Here is a 20197-nt window from a genome sequence, read left to right on the forward strand (position 1 = left end):
AATTTAGTTGCAGCGCAAAGATACGGTTTCTGGCTAAAATAGCTAGTGCGGCGGGAAGGCATCAGGGGGTGGTAAGCCTTCCCGTCCTTTAAAAAGCAAAAGAGGAAGCGCGTGTCTGCCTTCCTCTTTTGCTTTTTAAAGGTTTAAAGTATAAGCTTATTGTTGCTCTTCCTGTTGGGGAGTGGTGTCGATGAGAATGACGGGTATGTTTTCGTCCCGAACCACGTCGGCATCGCTGCTGCCGTTAGCCGGCCCCTGCTCCCCCGTGTTACCTGTAAGCACCTCTTCTTTATCTTCTTCTTTCATGATTTCAGAATTTCAAAATTAAACTATAGTGCAAAAAGCAGTTTCTGCCTCTGGTCTAATTACGTAGAAAAATAAAAGAACGTCTACCAAAATCTGGTACAGGGGGCACATTGACCTTAAAATCAGTACAATTTATTTAGTGCCGGAAGTATAAATACGGAGAGTGTGTGCTGCCGCTATTCAATTTCTGTGTTTTTATACTTAGAGGCAGCATGTTGCTGTTGTCTCTGAACAAGACCACCTGTGCCATTCCGTCAGGGGCGTTGGGGGGTGGTGCAGTTTTTGCAATGTGTGCAGGTATACAGGTGGTTTTGTCGCGATGTGCCTTTTACTTTAATTACACGGCTATGCAGCCTGTTCTGCTTTTCGGAAATAATGAGTAATTTTGGAAACTTTCAGATATAACCACTGGTTTTAATCTTAAACAGAGCAATCTCATGATAGAAAATAAAGAAAAAATGGTTTCTGTGTATGCAGAGGCTAACCCGAACCCAGAGTCAATGAAATTTGTGATGAACCAGCAACTGCTGCCCGAGGGCCAGAGCGTGGATTATCCAAACCTGGAGAGCGCTATGGAGTCGCCGTTGGCGCAGGAGCTCTTCAACTTCGACTACGTGTCGCGCGTGTTCATTGCCAGCAACTTTGTAACGGTAACCAAGAGCACGGCTGACCTGGAGTGGGTAAAGCTGATCCCGGAACTGCGCACGTTCCTGAAGTCATATGTAGAGGCGGGTGGCCCCATCTTTAACGAAGGTTTCTCTGCTGCCAGGGTAGACGCCCCTGCTGCAAACGGTGAGACATCGGCAGAAGACGCAGAGATCGCTAAAAAAGTAACTGACCTGCTGGACAACTATGTTCGCCCGGCGGTAGAGCAGGATGGTGGTAACATCACATTCAAGTCTTATAATGACGGCGTGGTAACCGTGCACCTGCAAGGCTCCTGCAGCGGATGCCCTTCTGCCACGGTAACCCTGAAGGCCGGTATCGAGAACCTGCTGAAGCGCATGGTGCCGGAAGTAAAAGAAGTAGTAGCCGACGGCGTGACGATCTAATTCAGCCGGAAGTATAAAGTATAAAGCAAAAGGGCCAGCCTCACACAGAGGCTGGCCCTTTTGCTTTGCAGTGGTTTGCGCCGGACTGCAAATGTTGTACACTGCCGGTTAGATGCCGACTTATCAACTTGATAAGCTATTAAAATTCCTGCGCTGTCATCTCGAATGCAATGGGAGATTTATCCGGGACGTGCAGAAGGTCTCTCCTGTCGTCGGGATGACAATATCGTTTCCGGGAATAGCCTGCTTATACTTGCTGGCCGCTGCATTTGTCCCTGCGGGCCAGTGGAGTCGGAGACTCCACCTTCACCCTACGTCACGAATCTGAAGATTCGCGGCAGTGGCTTGGCTGCAAGCATAAGATAAGTATAAGTATAGCAGAAGAGAATTCCCCTCCTCGGAGGGGCTAGGGGTGGGTTCATCCACATATAAACCAGCAAGCAACAAAAAAGCCCGGAGCATGTGCCCCGGGCTTTCTGTTTTTATACTTGCTGATGCTTAGCGCACCTGCTGTACCTGTGGTTCTGGCTGCTGACGCTTGTCCTTCATTGTATCCACTACAATTGGCGTAGCAATAAACAGGGAAGAGTACGTACCGAACATCACACCGATGATCATAGCCAGCGAGAAGCTGCGTAGCACCTCACCGCCGAAGATGAACAGGATCACTACCACCATAAACAGTGTTAGTGACGTGATAATCGTACGGCTGAAAGTGCTGATCAGGGCTGGGTTTACCACCTCTCTGATGTCCTTGCGTGGGTTATCGTGCAGGTATTCACGCACACGGTCAAAAATTACCACGGTATCGTTAATCGAGAAACCAATGATAGTCAGAACGGCTGCGATAAACACCTGATCCATTTCGTAGGAGATACCGAACAGGTTCAGGATAGAGAACACCGCGATGATCATCAGGGCGTCGTGCAGGAGGGCAACTACACCGCCCAAGCTAAACTGCCATCTGCTGAAACGCAGCATCACGTAAAGGAAGATACCCACCAGCGCCAGCAGAATCGCGATCAAAGCCGTGTTCTGTATGTCGTCGGCCATGGTGGCGCCTACTTTAGAGGAGCTTAGCACTTCCGGTGTCAGGTTGCTGTATTGCTGCAAGCCCTGCTGCAGTGCCGCCATTACCTGCTCATCTGCTTCGAGGCTCTCGTTGTCGGCCATCCAGCTGGTAATGATTTTCACGCGGTTCGATGCGCCAAACGTTTTCACCTCTGTGCCTGCCTGCTGGAATTCATCCAAAAGGCTGGAGCGTACTTCAGAAGCCGGAACAGCCTGATCAAACTCAACTACATAAGAGCGACCACCCTTGAAGTCAACACCCAGGTTAGGACCTGTGATGAACATGGCCACGATACCGAACACTAGAATGAACAGGGAGAAAGCATAAGCTGGCTTTCTGTACTTCATCACGTCGAATGTCACATTGCGGAACATCTTATCAGCCAGTGAGGTAGAGAAAGAAAGTTTTCCGCCTTTCTTGTAGGTAGCTTCAATGAACAATCTGGAAAGGAACACCGATGTGAAGAACGATGTCACAATACCGATCATCAGGGTGATGGCGAAGCCTTTCACAGGGCCTGAACCGAAGAAGTATAGGATAAAGCCTACCAGGAAAGTTGTTACGTTGGCATCGAAGATAGAGCTGAAGGCCTTGCTGTAACCACCATCGATGATCTCACGCATCCCGAGCCCTTTAGCTGCTTCCTCACGCATACGCTCGAATATGAGTACGTTCGCATCCACGGCCATACCCAGTGTCAGCACGATACCGGCAATGCCAGGCAGCGTAAGCGCAGCACCAAACTGGGCCAGTACGCCAAGTATAAAGAACACGTTGAACAACAGGGCAAGGTCAGCAATGATACCACCGCGGCTGTAGTAAGCGATCATGAAAAGAACCACGATCACGAAACCGGCAATGGTAGAGATCAAACCCTGGTTGATAGCCTCCTGGCCCAATGACGGACCAACGATAGCCTCTTCCACGATACGCGTTGGAGCTGGCATTTTACCTGCTTTCAGGATGTTGGCAAGGTCTTGCGCTTCCTCTACGGTGAAGTTACCGGAGATAGAAGAGTTACCGCCTGTAATCTCGCCCTGTACTACCGGGGCAGAGTATACATAGTCGTCAAGCACAATCGCCACCTGGCGGCCCACGTTGTCACCTGTCAGACGCGCCCATTTCTTGGCACCTGTCGGGTTCATGGTCATACTGATCTCAGGACGGCCTGTCTGGTCAAAGTCCTGGCGGGCATCGTTGATGGCCTCGCCTGTCATTGGCGCGTTTCCGGCACGGCCTTTCTTGATGGCGTAGAATTCAACAAACTCCTGTCCTTTTTCACCTGCCAAAGGCTTCACACCCCAAAGGAACTTCATGTTAGGAGGCAGAATGCCACGCACACCTGGCTGGCTGAACAGGTCGTTGATGCGGGCTGTGTCGCGCACGTTGGCACCGATACCGCCGGGCATCTGAGTGAAAAGCGTAGCTAGTACGCCACCCTGTGGTGTTGTTAAAGAAGTGTCAGCGGTAGCAAGGGCAGCTGTGTCGGTTGTAGTAGCTGCGATTGCGGTAGAGTCCGTTGCGGCTGTATCGTTAGCGGCAGCCTGCGCCAGCACGTCTTGGGTAGCGTCTGCCACAGTGGCATTGTTACCGGCAGCGGCTGGAGTTGCATTTGTCTTGTTAGCGGCTATGTTCAGTTTTCCTGCTTTCTGCTGCTCGTCCAGATACTGGCCTACCTGCATAAAGTATGGCGTAAATTCCTGTGGTGTCCATACTTCCCAGAACTCCAGGTTAGCCATGCCCTGCAACAGCTTGCGCACGCGGTCTGGGTTGTCGATGCCCGGAAGCTCAATCTGGATGCGGCCAGTGCCTTTCAGGCGCTGAATGTTTGGCTGGTTTACACCGAAACGGTCGATACGGGTACGCAGGATGTTGAATGAGCGGTCGATGGCGTCTTCCACCTCGGCTTCAATCACCGCCACTACCTCGCTGTTGGTCGACTCGTAGCTGATCTTGCCACGGTTCGCGGTGTTGGAGAAGATGCGGCTCAGGCGGTCGTTCGGGGCAATCTCGTTAAAGGCCTCTGCGAAAAGCGTGGTGAAACGCTGCTGGCTGTTCTTCTGCAGTTCCTGCGCGCGGTCCAGCGCCTTCAGGAAGTTCGGGTCTTTGCTGTTGCCAGACATGGACTTGATGATCTCGACAGGAGAAACCTCCAGCACCACGTGCATACCGCCTTTCAGGTCGAGGCCCAGGCCCAGTTCGTTTTCCTTTACTTCCTGGTAGGTCATGCCCAGGTACACGGGCTCTTTCCACATGGAGTCGAGGTAAGCCTGCTTTTTGGCCATGTCCACATTGCCCTGGGCATCTGTGGCGTAGGCTTCTGCTTTGTCCTGCACGTTGCCGGCAACGAACGAGAACGATAGATAGTAAAGGCACAGCGCCGAAACTATCACCGTTAGCACGATAATAAATGTTTTGTTACGCATTGTTAGTTATAGAAAGTATGTATTGATGAAATCTTGAATACTGCAATAAAGTCTCCCGTAACACCTTACAATGCAAACCAATAGAATGCCTGTATGCGTTCCGTTGATAGCCTGTTGATGGCATCAGCGCTAAATAAACTTAGTAAAGGGAGGGGGAAACAGGAGGGAGGCAGCCTAGGGGGCGTTTGGCTGAATAGTGATAGGGAAAAGCGTTGCAATAAAGCCTGCTCCCGGGGGTACCGTGGTATAAGCCGGCAAAACCATGTCGGTAGGGCGGGCAAAGCCTGGTTGCTGCGGCAGCGGCGCAATGTCCTGCTGCAGGTTCAGGGCCACAAAAGAGGTGGTTCCCTCCAGCGATACCTTTTGCTTGATGACCGTTTTCTGCTCGGCATGCGAAGCCAGCGTGGTGCCGGTTTCCTGTGCATGGCCTGCCACCGAAGTATACGCCACCACTTCCTGCCCGTTGAGCATAAGCGCCCACAGCAGGGTTACCGACATCAGAAGATGCCTGAAGTGAAGGGATATGTTAGGTGCTTTTGGCATGTATAGCCACAAATATGATATCTTTTCTCTTAAAAAAGAAATCCTTAGCGGTTAATCTCGATAAATCGCTTCACATCATACTTCTTACCGATAAGCAGCAGGATATCTGACGGATAGATGATGGTGTCGGCTTTGGGAACGCCGATGATGTGCTCCACCTGCATCGGCTTGCCATCCACGATCTCCTCAAAAAAGCGCCGGATGGTAATCAGGTTGAGGTTATACTTCTCGCGGAGCGATATTTTGGCCACGCTGCGGTTGGCGATATTGCGGGGTGCGTTGATCTCCACGATCTCGTAATCGTCGGGCAGGGGCAGGAAGGTGCGGATGTTTGGCTGCAGGAGGCGCTCGGCCACCGTTTTGCCAACCTCACCCTCCGGCGACAGGATCTCCTGCACCCCCATCTTCTGCAGAATGCGGCGCTGCTGTGTGTTGGAGGCGCGCGTGATTACGCGCTTTACGTTCAGTTCCTGCAGGTTTGCTGTAGTGATAAGTACGGCTTCAAAATCCTCGCCAATGGCCACGATCACCGCTTCCATGTCCTGAATGTTCTGTGCCTCGAGGGCACGTATGTCAGTCGCGTCAAGGGCCACGGCGTAGGCTACCTCGTCTTTTATGGATTCTACGTGGTCCTCATCGTTGTCGATGGCCAGTACCTCGGCGCCGCGCTCTGCCAGCGTGCGGGCGATGGAGTTACCAAATATACCCAGCCCGATTACAGCAAACTTGTTCGTCATACGTTTATTTTGGTATTAAGGAAGGTGGTTAGCACCTCCAGGCCACGCTCGAAATGGGCGTTGTTGGGGATAATCACATCTGCGTCGTTTTTGTACGGCTTAATGTACTTTTCGTAGGTGGGCGCCACGTGGTTAGTGTAGCGGTACAGGACATCATCCAGGTCATAGCCCCGCTCTACTTTGTCGCGCACAATGCGGCGCTGCAGCTTTATGTACTCCTTAGCGTCGATGTACACTTTCAGGTCCAGCAGTTTGGCGATCTCCTCAAAGTAAAACACGAAAATACCCTCCACCACCACAATGGGCGCCGGCCTGAACTCAAGCTGCTTCGGGATAACGTTGGGATTATTGAAGGTGTACTCGGTGCGGTAAACGGTTTCGCCTCGGCTGATCTTCAAGAGGTCGTGGGCGTAGGCCTCGTCATCAATGCAGGAAGGTAGGTCGAAGTTAACGACGCCATTAGCGTCTTTTACCTGGTGCTCGCGCGCTTTGTAATAGTTGTCCTGAGAGATGAGGCAAACGTTCTCAGGTGAAAACGATGTGAGCAGCTTATTCAAAAAAGTGGTTTTTCCTGAAGCACTACCTCCTGTAATTCCGACGATGTATGGCTTTTGCATGGGGAGCTATAGTTTCAGGTCATAAAATTAACACATTAGCCTGTAAAGGCCACACGCGAATCGCAATTTTATACTTGCCTGCCGGCTAAAGCGCCTTCAGAAAGCCAACAAGTTGCTGTACCGCACGCCCCCGGTGGCTGATGGCGTTTTTCTCTTCGGGACGCATCTGGGCAAAGGTCCGGTCGTGGTCATCGGGCACAAACACCGGGTCGTAGCCAAAGCCTTTGTCGCCTTTCCAGTCTTCGGCTATACTTCCTGTTACGATGCCCTCGAACTGGTGCTCCTTCCCCTCTAAGATGAGCGTTATACTTGTGCGGAAACGGGCGCGGCGGTTTGCCTGCCCCTCCAGACTTTGCAGCAGCTTCTGAATGTTGTCGGTGTCTGATCGCTGTGGGCCGGCATAGCGGGCAGAGTATACGCCTGGTGCGCCGTCCAGCGCCTCTACCTCCAGCCCGGTATCGTCGGCAAAGCAGCTTACGGCAAAATTATCCCACACATAAGCCGCTTTCTGGTGCGAATTGCCCTCCAGCGTGTCCTGCTCTTCGGGCAGCTCCACGTGGCAGCCAATGTCCTCCAGGCTCAGCAGTTCATACTGCCCGTCGAGCATCTGGCTTACTTCCGCAATCTTGTGCTTGTTATTTGTGGCAAAGCAAAGCTTCTTCATGTTCGTTTTTCGTTGCTCGTGAAAGTATAGGAAGTTTCTTCGAACCGTCTCTTCCAGGTATACGCGTTATCTTCTTGCTAATAATCTGTTTTCTAATGCAGATACGCCCCGAACTGCTCCCCCTCAAGTATAACATCGATGCGCTCATTGATGGTAGTCGCAAGCGAGTAGCCGGTGTAGGTGGAGGCGATGGGGTAGCGTGGGTGATGGCGGTCTACCAGTGTGGCAATCTCCACTTTCTTCGGGTTTAGCGTCAGGAAGGAATTTAACGTATAGGCCAGCGTTTTTCCTGTGTACAGCACGTCGTCCACCAGTACCACCGACATGTTCTCGAGGTTCATGTCATCCGGATGCAAATCAATGGGTTCCTCCAGCGGCGTGTCTTTGTTCAGGCTAACGCGCAGCAGGTGCACCGTAATAGGGGAGATGTTCTGCAGGTGGCCTGCCAGCATCTCGGCCAGCGTATAGCCGTTGTGGTGGATGCCTGCCAGCACCACTTCCTGCTCCTCAAAGTTGCGCTCGTATACCTCGTAAGCCATACGAATAACCTTCTGCGTAATCTGGTCGCGGTCCAGTATCAGGTTCTGTGCGGGTTCTGCTGTCATAGGTGTTTAAATGAGCTGGTTACAGGCGGCTCCGCCCCGAAGCCGCCAAGCAAATCTAAGAAACTAATCGCAGCAGCCATGCCTTTTGGCACTTGTGCAAAATATTTTGCCATGTAATCTATTTCTTTCAAATAAACTTCTTAAATTTGCAGTCCGATATAGAAATTAAGGTTAAATAACGTTTACGATAATGAAAAAAGGCATTCACCCAGAATACAGACAGGTGGTTTTCCAGGATATGACAAGTGATTTTAAATTTATCACGCGTTCTACCATGTCTTCTGATGAAACAATCACTTGGGAAGACGGTAAAGAATACCCTGTGATTAAAGTAGAAGTTTCTTCTGCATCCCACCCATTCTACACAGGTAAAAATATCTTTGTGGATACTGCTGGACGTGTTGAAAAATTCAACAAGCGTTACACCAAGAAATAAGCGGTTTATTCCGGTTAAAACGTTTTAAAGAGAGTCTTCCTGAATTATTTCGGGAAGACTTTTTTATTTTTGCGCTATGAACATTATTCTCTTCGATGCCCCTGCCCAGCGGCAGAACCTGTTGCCGCTTACGTTTACCCGGCCTGTAGGCCAGATGCGTGTGGGTATATTGACCATCGCCGAAAAATGGGCCCAATACATGGGCGCATCAGTTTCCTGCCTCACACAGCCTTACCTGCAGCAGAAGTATCCGCTTGTCTTCGGAACGCACAACCTGTACATCAACGGGGCCGTGTGCCCTGATGAAGGCCTTGTTGCTGCTATCCGCGCGCTGAAGGAGGGGGAGGCGCTGTACCACAACAGCACGCTGATCGCCCTGAACGGGGATAACCTGGAACTGCAAGACATCGATAGCCTTACGGGCCACAGTGCCTCGGGACGGCAGGAATACGGAAGCTGCATCCTCATCAACGATGTGTGGGATATTTTCCTGCAGAACGGTGATCAGATCCGGAGCGATTTTAAGCTGCTGACCAACGGCCGCCAGAGCCAGCCCATCGGCGATAAGCATACGATTGTATACAACGAGGAGAATATCTTTATAGAAGAGGGCGCGCAGATACGTGCCGCGGTGCTGAATGCGGAGAACGGACCCATCTACATTGGCAAGAATGCGCAGGTGCAGGAGGGGTCGCTTATTCGCGGGCCGTTTGCGCTATGCGAGGAGAGCCACGTGAACATGGGCGCCAAGATGCGCGGCGACGTGACCGTGGGCCCCTACTCAAAAGTGGGTGGCGAGGTAGCGGCCTCCGTAATTTTTGGATACAGCAACAAAGGCCACGAAGGCTACCTGGGCAACTCGGTGCTGGGCGAGTGGTGCAACCTGGGCGCAGACACCAACACCTCCAACCTCAAAAACAACTACGCCGAGGTGAAGATCTGGAACTACGCCAAAGGCGGTTTCAAAAACACCGGACAGCAGTTCTGCGGCCTCATCATGGGCGACCACAGCAAGTGCGGCATCAACACCATGTTCAATACAGGCACGGTGGTGGGTGTGAGCGCCAATATATTCGGGGCCGGTTTCCCGCGTAATTTTATACCTTCGTTTAGCTGGGGTGGCGCAGCAGGCTTCGAGACGTTCCAGATGCGCAAAGTGGTGGAAGTGGCCGAGAAAGTAATGGCCCGCCGCAAGCTGCAGTTCGACGAGGTAGAGAAAAGCATACTTGCCCACATCTTCGAAGAAACCAAGCAGTACCGCGTGTGGGACAAGAAAACGGAAGAAGCGAAGCCGGAAACAACGGTCTCTAATTCATAATTCATCATTTCTAATTCATGATTAACAAAGCGTGCAGTTTTCAGAGATCATAGGCCATCAGGAGGCAAAACAGCTGCTGCTGAAATCAGTGCAACAGAACCATGTGGCGCATGCGCAGCTGTTTCTGGGGCAGGAGGGAAGCGCTAACCTGGCGCTGGCGCTGGCCTATGCCACCTACATCAACTGCGAAAATAAGCAGCCGGATGATTCGTGCGGCACGTGCAACAGCTGCGTGAAAATGAACAAGCTGGTGCACCCCGATTTCAACTTCGTGATGCCGGTGACCACCACCAAGTCGGTGAGCAAGGATGCGCTGAGCAACAAGTTCCTGGCTGAGTGGCGCGAATTTATTCTTGCCAGCCCTTACCAGGGCCTGAACGAGTGGATGCAGTACATCGGGGCGGAAAACAAGCAAGGCATTATCTCTAAAGATGAAAGCCGCCAACTGGTAAAGCTGGTGTCGCTGAAGGCGTTTGAGGGAAGCTACAAACTGGTGGTGATCTGGCTGCCTGAGTTGATGCACCCTTCTGCGGCCAACGCCCTGCTCAAGTTACTGGAGGAGCCACCCGCGCAGACAGTGTTTTTACTGGTGTCGCAGTCGGCGGAGAAGCTGCTGGCCACCATCACCTCCCGTACCCAGATTATGCAGGTGCGCAGCTTTACGGAGCAGGAAGTAATTAGCTGGCTGCAGCAGAAGTATAGCGCCGATGAAACAAAGGCAGCGCAGGTAGCGCAGTTGGCCGAAGGAAACCTCAATGCCGCCGCCAAGCTGATGAGCGAGGTGAGCAGTGATTATTTCCAGTTCTTCACGGAATGGATGCGCCACTGTTACAGTTATAAGTTTATAGAGTTGGTGGACATGAGCGACAAATTTCAGGCGCTCGGGCGCGAGAACCAGAAGAACTTTTTGCTGTACGCGCTCAACCTGTTCCGCAAGGTGATGCTATTTGGGGTGGATGCCTCCCTGATCTCTTTTCTGCCGCCAGCGGAGCTGGATTTCGTGCAGAAATTCTCAAAAGTGATTACGGGCAACAACGCGGGGCTACTGGCGGAGGAGCTGAACCAGGCGCATTTCCACATCGAGCGCAATGCCAACCCCAAGATGGTATTTGTGGATAGCTCCATTCAGTTGGCAGGTTACCTGCGTAAAGGATAGCAACAAATGAAGCTGCAGTATGCGGCTGAAAAGTATAGACTATAAATGGAAGAAGAGCAGGTAATTGCCCTTCCGGAAAGTATAGACATGGCAGAGAACATAACAGACAAAACAATACGCATCGGTACACGCGGAAGCAAACTGGCCCTGTGGCAGGCGGAAACTGTGGCTGAGAAACTGCAGGCGGCAGGCTTTAAAACAGAGCTGGTTATTATCAGCACCAAAGGCGACCAGGTGCTGGACAAGTCACTGGCGAAGATTGGCTCGAAGGGCGTGTTTACCGAGGAACTGGAAGTATGCCTGCGCGAAGGCCAGGTGGAGATTGCTGTGCACAGCGCCAAAGACGTGCAGTCTACCATTCCAGCGGACCTGGAACTGATCGCTTTTATGGAGCGCGAAGAAGTAAACGATGTGCTGTTGTCGTTCGATCCTAACTTCAAGCTGGAGCGCGAGAGCAAGGCTATTATCGGTACTTCCTCTACCCGTCGCAAGGCGCAGCTACGGAAATACTACCCGAACATCACCACGGCAGAATCGCGGGGCAACCTGCAGACGCGCCTGCGCAAGCTCGAAGAGAAGCAGTTTGATGCACTGATGCTGGCTTATGCCGGTGTGCGCCGCATGGGCTATGAAGAGTTGATCGTGCATACGTTTCCGGCAGATGAGTTTGTGCCGGCTACCGGGCAGGGCAGCGTAGCCGTGGAGTGCGCCAAAAACCTGGATATAGAGTTGAAAAAAGGCCTGAAGCAGGCGCTGAACCATACCGAAACACACGTGTGCCTGCTGGCTGAGCGTGCTTTCCTGCGCACCATGGAGGGCGGATGCAGCATTCCTACGTTTGCCCTGGCAAGCCTTTCAGACGAAGGCTTAAGTATAACCGGCGGCATCATCAGCCTTGATGGGGCCATCTTGTTGCGTGAAACTATGCAAGGACCAACGGTAACGGCAGAGGAGATGGGCGAGGAGCTGGCTAACACCATCCTGAGCCAGGGCGGCGATGAAATCTTAAGAAGTATAAGAGCAGAGCGCGGCGAGCAAGTATAAATCTGCTTTCCACAGAGTCTGGTCAACATAAAATACTAGAAACAAAGAGGGCCTTCTGCACATGTAGAAGGCCCTCTTTGTTTAAAAATAAGTATAAAACTAAGCTTTGGAAGCTTCTGCCTTCACAGCGGCTTTGGTAAGTGGCTGTGTACTGGAAGAGCGGGCATAAGCGAGGAAATCCTGCATCTCGCGCTTCACGGTTGGAGCCATAATGTACAGGCCGATCATGTTCGGGATACTCATAGCAAACAGCATGGCATCAGAGAAAGCCACCACACTACCTAACTGGATTGGGGCACCTAACACCACGAAGGCGCAGAACAGCACCTTAAAGCTGACAGAGGCTGCCGTGGTATGGCCAAACAGGTATGTCCACGATTTCAGGCCGTAGTATGACCAGGTGATCATGGTGGAGAAGGCGAAAAGTATAACGGCCGCGGCAAGTATAACCGGAAACCAGTCGATTACCGTAGCGAAGGCTGAGGAGGTTAGCGCGATGCCGTCACCCACACCCTCTATTTGGTAAGCACCCGAAACAATGATTACCAGGGCTGTCATGGTACAGACAATCACCGTATCGATGAAGGGCTCGAGCAGGGCTACAAAGCCCTCGGTTACCGGTACGTTGGTTTTAACGGCAGAGTGCGCAATGGCAGCCGAGCCGATACCGGCCTCGTTGGAGAACATGCCGCGGCGCAGTCCCTGGATCATCACACCTACCACACCGCCACCGATGGCAGAGGCCGTGAAGGCACCTTCAAAAATAGCAGCGAACGCATCAGGTACTTGCGTATAATTAGCGATCAGCACGAAAATAGCAGCCAGGATGTAGATGCCGCACATGAGCGGAACAACTTTTTCGGTTACGCGGGCAATGCTTTTCATGCCACCTAGTATAACCAGGCCCACCAGAACGGCCATGATCAAACCGAACATCCAGGCGTTGCCCCCGCCAAAGAAGGAGCCTGCCTCGCCACCCGTAACAGCGATGAACTGCTGAGTAGCCTGGTTTACCTGGAACATGTTGCCGGCTCCAAGCGCCCCACCGATACACATAATGGCAAAGAACGCCGCCAGAAACTTGCCGAAACCAGCCATGCCGCGCTCCCGCAGCCCTTTGTTCAGGTAGTGCATCGGGCCACCGGATACGGTACCGTCTGCGTGAACGTCTCTATACTTCACGCCCAGTGTGCAGGACATGAACTTAGACGACATGCCCAGCAAACCTGCCAGGATCATCCAGAACGTGGCACCCGGTCCGCCCAGCGATATGGCGATGGCCACACCGGCAATGTTACCCAAGCCCACGGTGCCCGAAACGGCCGCAGTCAGCGCCTGGAAGTGCGTGATTTCGCCGGGAGCATCTTCCTGGTTATACTTGCCGCGCACAATATCAAAAGAGTGGCGGAAACCCCGGATGTTGATAAAGCCCAGGTATACCGTAAAGAACAAGGCGCCCAGGAGCAGCCAGAGCAGGATAAGGGGTACTGAGATTGTGTCGGTAATTCGGAGTTCGTAAAACACGATGTCGGAGATGAACTGGGCCGTGGGGCCGACGGCGGCATCAATCTGTTCGTCTACCGTTGTTTTGTGTGTTTGGGCAAAGAGGGAACCACAGGCCCCCAAACTGAGCGCTGCAGCGAGTAAGATTCTCTTCATCTATGAGGTTTTGTTGATTAGTCTTATGCTAAATATAACTTTTTATGCCGCTAAAGTAAAGTTTGAGGCCATATTGCCTCCGTCAGTACAACAAAAGTGGTGTAAAGTATAATCTGCAGCAGTGACTGCGGCACGTTTCACGAACTGCCCGTAGGGTGCCGTATCCGTTTGCGCTGCCCAGAAAAGCGGATGAAGCCAGAGAAAAACCTTTAAAACTATAAAAGGGAGCTAAAAACGTTTAAATTTGAAAACCTGCTACGTGTGGCCGGTTCAGAAACAAGCTTATAAACACATAGAACAGAAGTATGAAACTGCTGAAACAAATAGCCGCAGCCACCCTGCTGGTCGGGCTGCTTCCGCTGGCGGTGCTGGCGCAAAAGCCGAAAGGCAAAGACCAATTGGTCACCATCTCCACTCCGCAGGGAGAAATCAAACTGGTGCTTTTTGAGGACACCCCGCTGCACCGGGCCAACTTCCTGAAGCTGGCGAAAGAGGGATTTTATGACGGCACCACCTTTCACCGGGTGATCGATGGCTTCATGATCCAGGGAGGAGACCCGAACACCAAAGACAACGATCCAGGCAACGACGGTGGCGGTAGCCCTGGCTACACCGTGCCCGCAGAGATAAAGCCGGAGCACAAGCATGTGCGGGGCGCAGTGGCCGCCGCCCGTAAAGATGACCGCGTGAACACAGAGAGAGCCAGCAGCGGCTCACAGTTTTATATTGTGGAGAACCACGACGGCACCCCGATACTGGACGAAGTATACACGGTGTTCGGGCAGGTAGTGGACGGACTGGATGTGGTGGACAAGATTGCCGAGGTGGCGAAGGACGGGCGCGACCGGCCGCTCTCTGATGTGAAAATGAAGGTGACGGTGAAGCAGGTGAAAAAGAAGAAGATCGCCAAAAAGTACGATTACAATTACAACACCCAAACACTCGAGAAAAACTAGCATGAAGCGCATACTCATTACCGGGGCCAACGGCCTGCTGGGGCAAAAGCTGGCAGAACTCCTGCTGGCAAAGCCTGATGTGGCCTTGCTCGCCACCAGCCGCGGCGAGAACAAACTGGCAGAGATGTACCCTACGCTGCCTTTCCGAAGTATGGATGTGACCAATGCCGCACAGGTAGACCTGGTTGTCAACGAATTCCGCCCGACGCACATCATTCACACGGCTGCCATGACGAACGTGGACCAGTGCGAGAGCGATCGCGACGGCGCCCTGCTGCTGAACCGTGATGCCGTGCAGTTCCTGGTAAACACCTGCGAGAAGTATGAAGCGCACCTCATCCACGTAAGCACCGACTTTATTTTTGATGGCGAGGACGGACCGTACGATGAAACAGCGGAAGGCAACCCGGTGAACTTCTATGGCGAAACCAAGCTAATGGCAGAGGAGGTTGTGAAGAACGCAAAATGCAAGTGGGCCATACTTAGAACTGTGCTCGTGTATGGCGTGGTAAACGACTACGGCCGCACCAACATCGTGCTGTGGGTGCGCGATAGCCTGAACGCCGGCAAGGTGATTAAAGTGGTGACAGACCAGTTCCGGACGCCAACACTGGCCGAAGACCTGGCCATGGGCTGCTGGCTGGCTGCTAAAAAAGACGCTGAGGGCATCTACAACATCTCCGGCTCCGAAATGCTCACGCCCTATGAAATGGCCATGCAGGTGGCAGACTTCTTTGCGCTAGACAAGTCGCTGATCGATAAAGCGGACGGCAGTACCTTTTCGCAGCCCGCTAAACGGCCACCGCGCACCGGTTTCATCATCCGTAAGGCAGAAATGGAGCTGGGTTACCGCCCCCACAGCTTTGCCGAGGGCATACGACTGGTAGCGGAGCAGGCCGACGCCAAACTTTAAACGCAAGCAGTGCTGGCAACTACATCAAGATCTGCCTAAGATAGAGAGCATTAAAAATACTTTATTTTTAATGGTGCTGTCAGTAGCAATACCTATATTGTGTCCTTTAAATTCCCTCTATTACCACCTTATTACCTAAACTAAACTAATTCAACACTTCTACCCTTCTTATGAGTGCTAATAAAGAATCCTGGGGCTCGCGCGTCGGTTTGATCCTGGCGATGGCCGGCAACGCTGTAGGTCTCGGAAACTTCCTGCGCTTCCCGGTGCAGGCGGTGCAGAACGGCGGTGGCGCCTTCATCATCCCTTATCTTGTCTGTTTCCTGGTGATGGGCATTCCCCTGCTGTGGATTGAGTGGTCGATGGGCCGCTTTGGGGGCAAGTTCGGGCACCACTCCACCCCATTTATTGTGGATACAATGGGCAAGAACCGCCTCTGGAAATATATCGGTGTGTTCGGCATCTGGACCAACATTGCGGTGGCGGCTTACTATTGCTACATCGAGTCCTGGACGCTTTCTTACGTGATGCACTCTGTGGTTGGTACTTTCAGCGACCTGGACCAGGACGGCGTAGCGGCGTTCTTCAGTGAGTATGTGGCTATTGGCCAGTCTACTCTGGGTATTCCGTACGAACCGATTGTGTTTTACATCCTTTGCTTGTTGCTAAATACCTGGATCCTGTCGCAGGGCCTGGCTGGTGGCGTGGAGCGCGTGGCGAAAGTAGGCATGCCATTGCTGCTTTTGTTCGGTGTTTTCCTAGCCTTCAAAGGCTTCACGATCAACGCTGGCGTAGATGGTGCCATCAACGACAGCACTGTGGGCCTAAACTTCCTCTGGACTCCGAATTTTGAGCAACTGTGGTCGCCTACAGTATGGCTGGCGGCAGCCGGACAAATTTTCTTTACCCTGTCGGTAGGTATGGGTACGGTACATTGCTACGCCTCTTATGTTCGCCCGAAAGATGATATCGCTCTGAATGCCATGTCAGCCGGTTGGATGAACGAGTTCGTAGAGGTGGTGCTGGGTGCCTCTATCCTGATCCCAATCTCTATCGGCTACCTGGGCGTTGACCGCGTTACCGAAATGGTGCAGTCGGGTGGCCTGGGGCTTGCCTTCCAGACGCTGCCTTACCTGTTCTTCCAGTGGGGAGATGTAATGGGCGCCGTAGCCGGCATGATGTGGTTCGGCCTGCTGTTCTTTGCCGGTATCACCTCATCCTTGGCCATGGGTACGCCGTGGATAGGCTTCCTGCAGGACGAGTTTAACTGGGGCCGCAAATCTGCTGCCTGGTCTTTCGGCCTGATCGTGCTTATACTTGGTATGCCTACCGTGCTGTTCTTTAAGTATGGCGTGTTCGATGAGTATGATTATTGGGCAGGAACCGTGTCTCTGGTGGTGTTTGCCCTGGTGGAGACCATTCTGTTTGCCTGGGTTTTCGGTATCGACAAAGGCTGGAGAGAGATTATCTCTGGTGCCGACATCAAGGTGCCGAACTTCTACAAGTTCATCATCAAGTACATTACGCCGCTGCTGCTGTTGTGGGTATTCATTGGCTCGCTGGTTACGCCAAAAGGCGGCGACTGGGGCAAGGCTTTAAGCGGCGATTGGCAGCTGGATGACGGTTCTATCATCAGCAAGCTAAGAAACGTGAGCCTGCACCGCAAGTTGGCAGAAGCCACCGATCCGGCTGTGATCGAGCAACTGCAGAATACGCTGTTCTTCGTGAATGCCTCGCGTATTCTGCTGGCAACCGTGTTTTTGAGCATCGCTGCGCTGGTGTACATCGCGTATAAGAAAAGAGTTAGAGAAGGAAGAATCCAGAAAATATGAACACATCAGCACTAATCATCATGCTTACCACTATGTTGTTGGTAACTGGTCTTATGATTTACTTCTTCACCCGGGTAATTAGCGCGCCGCCTAAGCCCGAGCCCGATTCGTACACCGATAACGATGACGAATCGGAACGGCAGGTAAAACCGTAGAACCCCTACATGAAGAAAATAAAGCACTGGATACGCAGAAACTTTGGCTTTTCGCAGCGCGAGGTAAATGCGTTTCTGGTGCTACTCACCTTACTGGTGCTGCTTACGGCAGCACCTTTTCTTTTTGGTAAGTTTTATACTTCGGAGGAAAACTTTTCTTCGGCATCGGACCGGCAACTGCTGGATAGCCTGGCCGCGCAGCTGGAGGCAAAGCAGGCGGAGCGCCGCAGCAAGTATAGCGTACCAACCGTAGCGCTGCGCCCTTTTAACCCGAACGAGCTGACGGTGGAGGAGTGGCAGGCGTTCGGGTTGCCTAAGTACCTGGCTCAGCGCATCCTTAACTACCGCAACAAAGTAGGCGATTTGACCTATAAAGCCGAGCTTGGCAGGATTTACGGGTTGCCGGATTCCGTTTTCCAGCGCCTGCACCCTTACATTCAGCTGCCTGTGGAGCGGCCGAGCAAGTATAAGCGCAAGGAGTATGCTGCCAACCAGCCCAATCCAAACTGGAGTACCGAGCGGCCACCGCGGGAGAAATTTATACTGGCACCCTTCAACATCAACACCACCGATACCACTCAGCTCAAGCAGATCAGGGGAATCGGCAGCAAGCTTTCTGCTCGTATTCTGAAGTATAGAGATAACCTGGGCGGCTTCCATAGTATGGCGCAGGTTGGGGAGGTGTACGGGCTGCCGCCGGATGTGGTGGATAGCCTGCAGAAGTATACCTTCGTGGCGAAAGGCTACGCGCCGGGACAGCTCAACATCAATACAGCCACAGCCGATGAGCTGAAAATTCATCCCTACGTCTCCTCGAACGTGGCGCGGGCTATTGTGGCATACCGCGAGCAGCACGGCAGGTATGAGCGTGTGGAGGATGTGCGGCAGGTGCGGCTCGTGTCAGCAGAACTCTATGAAAAGCTGAAACCGTACCTGGCGCTGGAATAGGAGTAGCCTTCCTTTTATTTATATGTGGTCGGACAAAACTGCTTTCGCGGCCCTCGTTAGCTAGAGCCAAAGGAAAGCAGAAGCAGCAAACCTGCTGTCATTTCGAACGCAGTGAGAAATCTATTTAGAATTCTGTAGAGATTTCTCACTGCGTTCGAAATGACAGGAGTGAGTTTGGTTACTTGTGTAAAGTGGAATGGCAGGTGTGGTTAAAGCAAAACGCTTCGTGTCTCTGCACGAATAACTACTTCTCCTCCTCCGGCAAATATGCTCTATAAACCGCCGATAAATCCTCCTCACCAAAGCCCTGCGCTTTTACCTGGGCAAAAACCTCTTTAGCGGCTTGCAGCGACGGCAGCGCAATGTTCTGTTCGTAGGCGGTAACGCTTGCCAGGTGCAGGTCTTTGTGCGCCCACTCCAGCGGAAACTCCGGGGCAAAATCGCGGCTGAGTAGCTTAGGCTGTTTTAGCTTAAGAAAAGGAGCAGCGGCGGGCCCGTTCAGCAGTGTTTTGCACAGCATCTCCTCCGAAATGCCTAAGGACGTGCCTAGCTTAAGGGCTTCCGCGAAAGTGGCCATGGCTTGTGCCAGCATCATATTGTTTGCCATTTTCATGCCTGCGCCGGTGCCATGCGCGCCTACATGCACGGTTTCCTTGCCCATTATATCAAATAGCTCCTGCACCTGCGCCACATCGGCCGCATCGCCGCCTACCAGGAAAATCAACTCTCCTTTCTCGGCGGGTACCAGCGAACCGGAAACAGGCGCATCCAAATAGCGCAAGCCTCGTTTTGTCGCCTGCTCTGCCATTTTGATGGTGAACGACGGATTGATGGTGCTGCAGTTTACCCAGAGTGCGTTTTCAGGCAGTGCCTCCAGAAATCCATCTTCGCCTAAGGCCACTTCTTCAACGGCTTCTGGTGTTGAGAGCATCGTGATCACCACATCGCATTGTGCGGCAAGCGCTGCCGGTAATTCTGCGCGTGTCGCACCATTCTGTACCAGCTCATCGGCTTTGGACTGGGTGCGGTTGTACACCACCAGTTCGTGCCCCGCTTGCTGTAAATTTGCGGCCATGCGGCTGCCCATAATGCCTAATCCTATAAATCCTACTTTCATGTATGTCGGTTTGTTTAAACTACAGTTCCTTTATGCGAGGAAGGGAGTGGAATGGTTATGTCAGATGAGTGAGAGGGGAAGTATGAGCTGTTTATACTTGGCAAGTAGGTGCCGCATCATCCTGTCAATTTATACTTACAAGTGGAGTAAGTCCAGCAGCTTTTCGGCTTTCTCCAGTGCCTGCTTTTCTGACTTGAAGGTAAGCATCTGCTTTGCCTGCGCCAGCGTTACCCAGCGCGCCTCGTTTACCTCCCAATCGTGCTTATTTATGTGGCCGGAAGTATAGCGGAGCAAAAAGAAGTGAACGAACTTATGGAAACGCACGCGCTCCTTGCCTTTGTTTCCCACATACCAGTACTCAATGGTATCGATTTTTTGGAGCAGTTCCGTGTCAATGCCTGTTTCCTCTTGTACTTCACGCACCGCAGTCACTTCCGGCGTTTCGCCTTTGTCCACGATACCTTTCGGCAGCTGCCAGCGGTTTTCCTTTCCCACCGAAATGAGTGCCACCTCTACACCGGCATCATCAGAAGCCCGGAAAGCAATACCGCCTGACGAAACCTGGTCTACAGTGGCCAGTTTGGGTTTTCTAGCATCGGGGAAAAGGTCTCCAGTCATCTTCTCAGGTATAAACGCTCTGA

At 52.4% G+C, this 20197-nt stretch carries 21 protein-coding genes; 10 read left to right on the forward strand and 11 right to left on the reverse strand.

All coding sequences use genetic code 11. The features are described from left to right. Positions 1-156 precede the first annotated feature (156 nt). Complete coding sequence (locus A0W33_RS20920; RefSeq protein WP_157578028.1) at positions 157-306, reverse strand: hypothetical protein; 150 nt, start codon at positions 304-306, stop codon at positions 157-159. Between the two features lie 437 nt (positions 307-743). Here A0W33_RS20920 and A0W33_RS11225 point away from each other — a divergent pair, with 437 nt between their 5' ends. Further along, positions 744-1358 carry a NifU family protein gene (locus A0W33_RS11225; protein ID WP_068838224.1) on the forward strand — a complete coding sequence of 205 codons (615 nt, stop codon included), beginning with the start codon at positions 744-746 and terminating at the stop codon, positions 1356-1358. 498 nt (positions 1359-1856) lie between these two features. Here A0W33_RS11225 and secDF read toward each other — a convergent pair whose 3' ends face one another. The 7 genes from secDF to A0W33_RS21250 form a co-directional block, all read right to left on the reverse strand. Next, a complete protein-coding gene (secDF, locus tag A0W33_RS11230; protein WP_068838225.1) occupies positions 1857-4856 on the reverse strand; it encodes a protein translocase subunit SecDF in 3000 nt (999 codons plus the stop codon). A 174-nt stretch (positions 4857-5030) separates the two neighbouring features. Continuing rightward, the gene (locus A0W33_RS11235) at positions 5031-5399 is read right to left on the reverse strand and encodes an RNA methyltransferase (protein WP_229802150.1); all 369 of its coding nucleotides are present in this window, start codon (positions 5397-5399) and stop codon (positions 5031-5033) included. Between the two features lie 44 nt (positions 5400-5443). Then, on the reverse strand, positions 5444-6136 hold the full coding sequence (locus tag A0W33_RS11240; RefSeq protein ID WP_068838227.1) for a potassium channel family protein: 693 nt from the start codon (positions 6134-6136) through the stop codon (positions 5444-5446). Next, positions 6133-6753 (reverse strand): uridine kinase family protein, encoded by a 621-nt coding sequence (locus A0W33_RS11245; RefSeq protein ID WP_068838228.1) that lies wholly within the window; start codon positions 6751-6753, stop codon positions 6133-6135. The genes A0W33_RS11240 and A0W33_RS11245 overlap by 4 nt, the downstream gene beginning before the upstream one ends. 85 nt (positions 6754-6838) lie before the next feature. After that, positions 6839-7417 carry a non-canonical purine NTP diphosphatase gene (locus A0W33_RS11250; protein WP_068838229.1) on the reverse strand — a complete coding sequence of 193 codons (579 nt, stop codon included), beginning with the start codon at positions 7415-7417 and terminating at the stop codon, positions 6839-6841. Between the two features lie 92 nt (positions 7418-7509). Next, entirely contained in the window at positions 7510-8022 is a 513-nt protein-coding gene (locus A0W33_RS11255) for a phosphoribosyltransferase family protein (protein ID WP_068838230.1), read from the reverse strand. Continuing rightward, positions 8019-8153 (reverse strand): hypothetical protein, encoded by a 135-nt coding sequence (locus A0W33_RS21250; protein WP_262502124.1) that lies wholly within the window; start codon positions 8151-8153, stop codon positions 8019-8021. Before A0W33_RS21250 ends, A0W33_RS11255 begins: the two co-directional genes overlap by 4 nt. Before the next feature lie 59 nt (positions 8154-8212). Here A0W33_RS21250 and A0W33_RS11260 point away from each other — a divergent pair, with 59 nt between their 5' ends. From A0W33_RS11260 to hemC, 4 genes are all read left to right on the forward strand, one after another. After that, the gene (locus A0W33_RS11260; RefSeq protein WP_068838231.1) at positions 8213-8458 is read left to right on the forward strand and encodes a type B 50S ribosomal protein L31; all 246 of its coding nucleotides are present in this window, start codon (positions 8213-8215) and stop codon (positions 8456-8458) included. A 76-nt stretch (positions 8459-8534) separates the two neighbouring features. Next, on the forward strand, positions 8535-9776 hold the full coding sequence (locus tag A0W33_RS11265; protein WP_068838232.1) for a GlmU family protein: 1242 nt from the start codon (positions 8535-8537) through the stop codon (positions 9774-9776). A 31-nt stretch (positions 9777-9807) separates the two neighbouring features. Next, positions 9808-10932 carry a DNA polymerase III subunit gene (locus tag A0W33_RS11270; protein ID WP_068838233.1) on the forward strand — a complete coding sequence of 375 codons (1125 nt, stop codon included), beginning with the start codon at positions 9808-9810 and terminating at the stop codon, positions 10930-10932. A gap of 87 nt (positions 10933-11019) precedes the next feature. Continuing rightward, positions 11020-11976 (forward strand): hydroxymethylbilane synthase, encoded by a 957-nt coding sequence (gene hemC / locus A0W33_RS11275; protein ID WP_068840076.1) that lies wholly within the window; start codon positions 11020-11022, stop codon positions 11974-11976. 99 nt (positions 11977-12075) lie between these two features. On the opposite strand, the gene A0W33_RS11280 is transcribed toward hemC, so the two are convergent. Beyond that, on the reverse strand, positions 12076-13635 hold the full coding sequence (locus A0W33_RS11280; protein WP_068838234.1) for an alanine/glycine:cation symporter family protein: 1560 nt from the start codon (positions 13633-13635) through the stop codon (positions 12076-12078). Between the two features lie 305 nt (positions 13636-13940). Here A0W33_RS11280 and A0W33_RS11285 point away from each other — a divergent pair, with 305 nt between their 5' ends. The 5 genes from A0W33_RS11285 to A0W33_RS11300 all read left to right on the forward strand — a co-directional run bounded on the left by A0W33_RS11285 (position 13941) and on the right by A0W33_RS11300 (position 18439). Further along, positions 13941-14591, forward strand: a complete 651-nt coding sequence (locus tag A0W33_RS11285; RefSeq protein WP_068838235.1) for a peptidylprolyl isomerase — start codon at positions 13941-13943, stop codon at positions 14589-14591. A 1-nt stretch (position 14592) separates the two neighbouring features. Beyond that, complete coding sequence (locus A0W33_RS11290) at positions 14593-15504, forward strand: SDR family oxidoreductase (RefSeq protein ID WP_068838236.1); 912 nt, start codon at positions 14593-14595, stop codon at positions 15502-15504. 170 nt (positions 15505-15674) lie between these two features. Beyond that, the gene (locus A0W33_RS11295; protein WP_068838237.1) at positions 15675-17336 is read left to right on the forward strand and encodes a sodium-dependent transporter; all 1662 of its coding nucleotides are present in this window, start codon (positions 15675-15677) and stop codon (positions 17334-17336) included. Beyond that, positions 17333-17491 carry a hypothetical protein gene (locus tag A0W33_RS21095; RefSeq protein WP_172798111.1) on the forward strand — a complete coding sequence of 53 codons (159 nt, stop codon included), beginning with the start codon at positions 17333-17335 and terminating at the stop codon, positions 17489-17491. Before A0W33_RS11295 ends, A0W33_RS21095 begins: the two co-directional genes overlap by 4 nt. 9 nt (positions 17492-17500) lie before the next feature. Next, on the forward strand, positions 17501-18439 hold the full coding sequence (locus A0W33_RS11300; protein WP_068838238.1) for a ComEA family DNA-binding protein: 939 nt from the start codon (positions 17501-17503) through the stop codon (positions 18437-18439). 244 nt (positions 18440-18683) lie between these two features. On the opposite strand, the gene A0W33_RS11305 is transcribed toward A0W33_RS11300, so the two are convergent. Both A0W33_RS11305 and A0W33_RS11310 read right to left on the reverse strand, forming a co-directional pair. Then, positions 18684-19556: an NAD(P)-dependent oxidoreductase gene (locus A0W33_RS11305; protein WP_068838239.1), complete on the reverse strand. Its 873-nt coding sequence runs from the start codon at positions 19554-19556 to the stop codon at positions 18684-18686. A gap of 135 nt (positions 19557-19691) precedes the next feature. Then, positions 19692-20174: an NUDIX hydrolase gene (locus tag A0W33_RS11310; RefSeq protein WP_068838240.1), complete on the reverse strand. Its 483-nt coding sequence runs from the start codon at positions 20172-20174 to the stop codon at positions 19692-19694. Positions 20175-20197: the final 23 nt, after the last annotated feature.

Source organism: Pontibacter akesuensis, assembly GCF_001611675.1.
Classification (GTDB): Bacteria; Bacteroidota; Bacteroidia; order Cytophagales; family Hymenobacteraceae; genus Pontibacter; species Pontibacter akesuensis.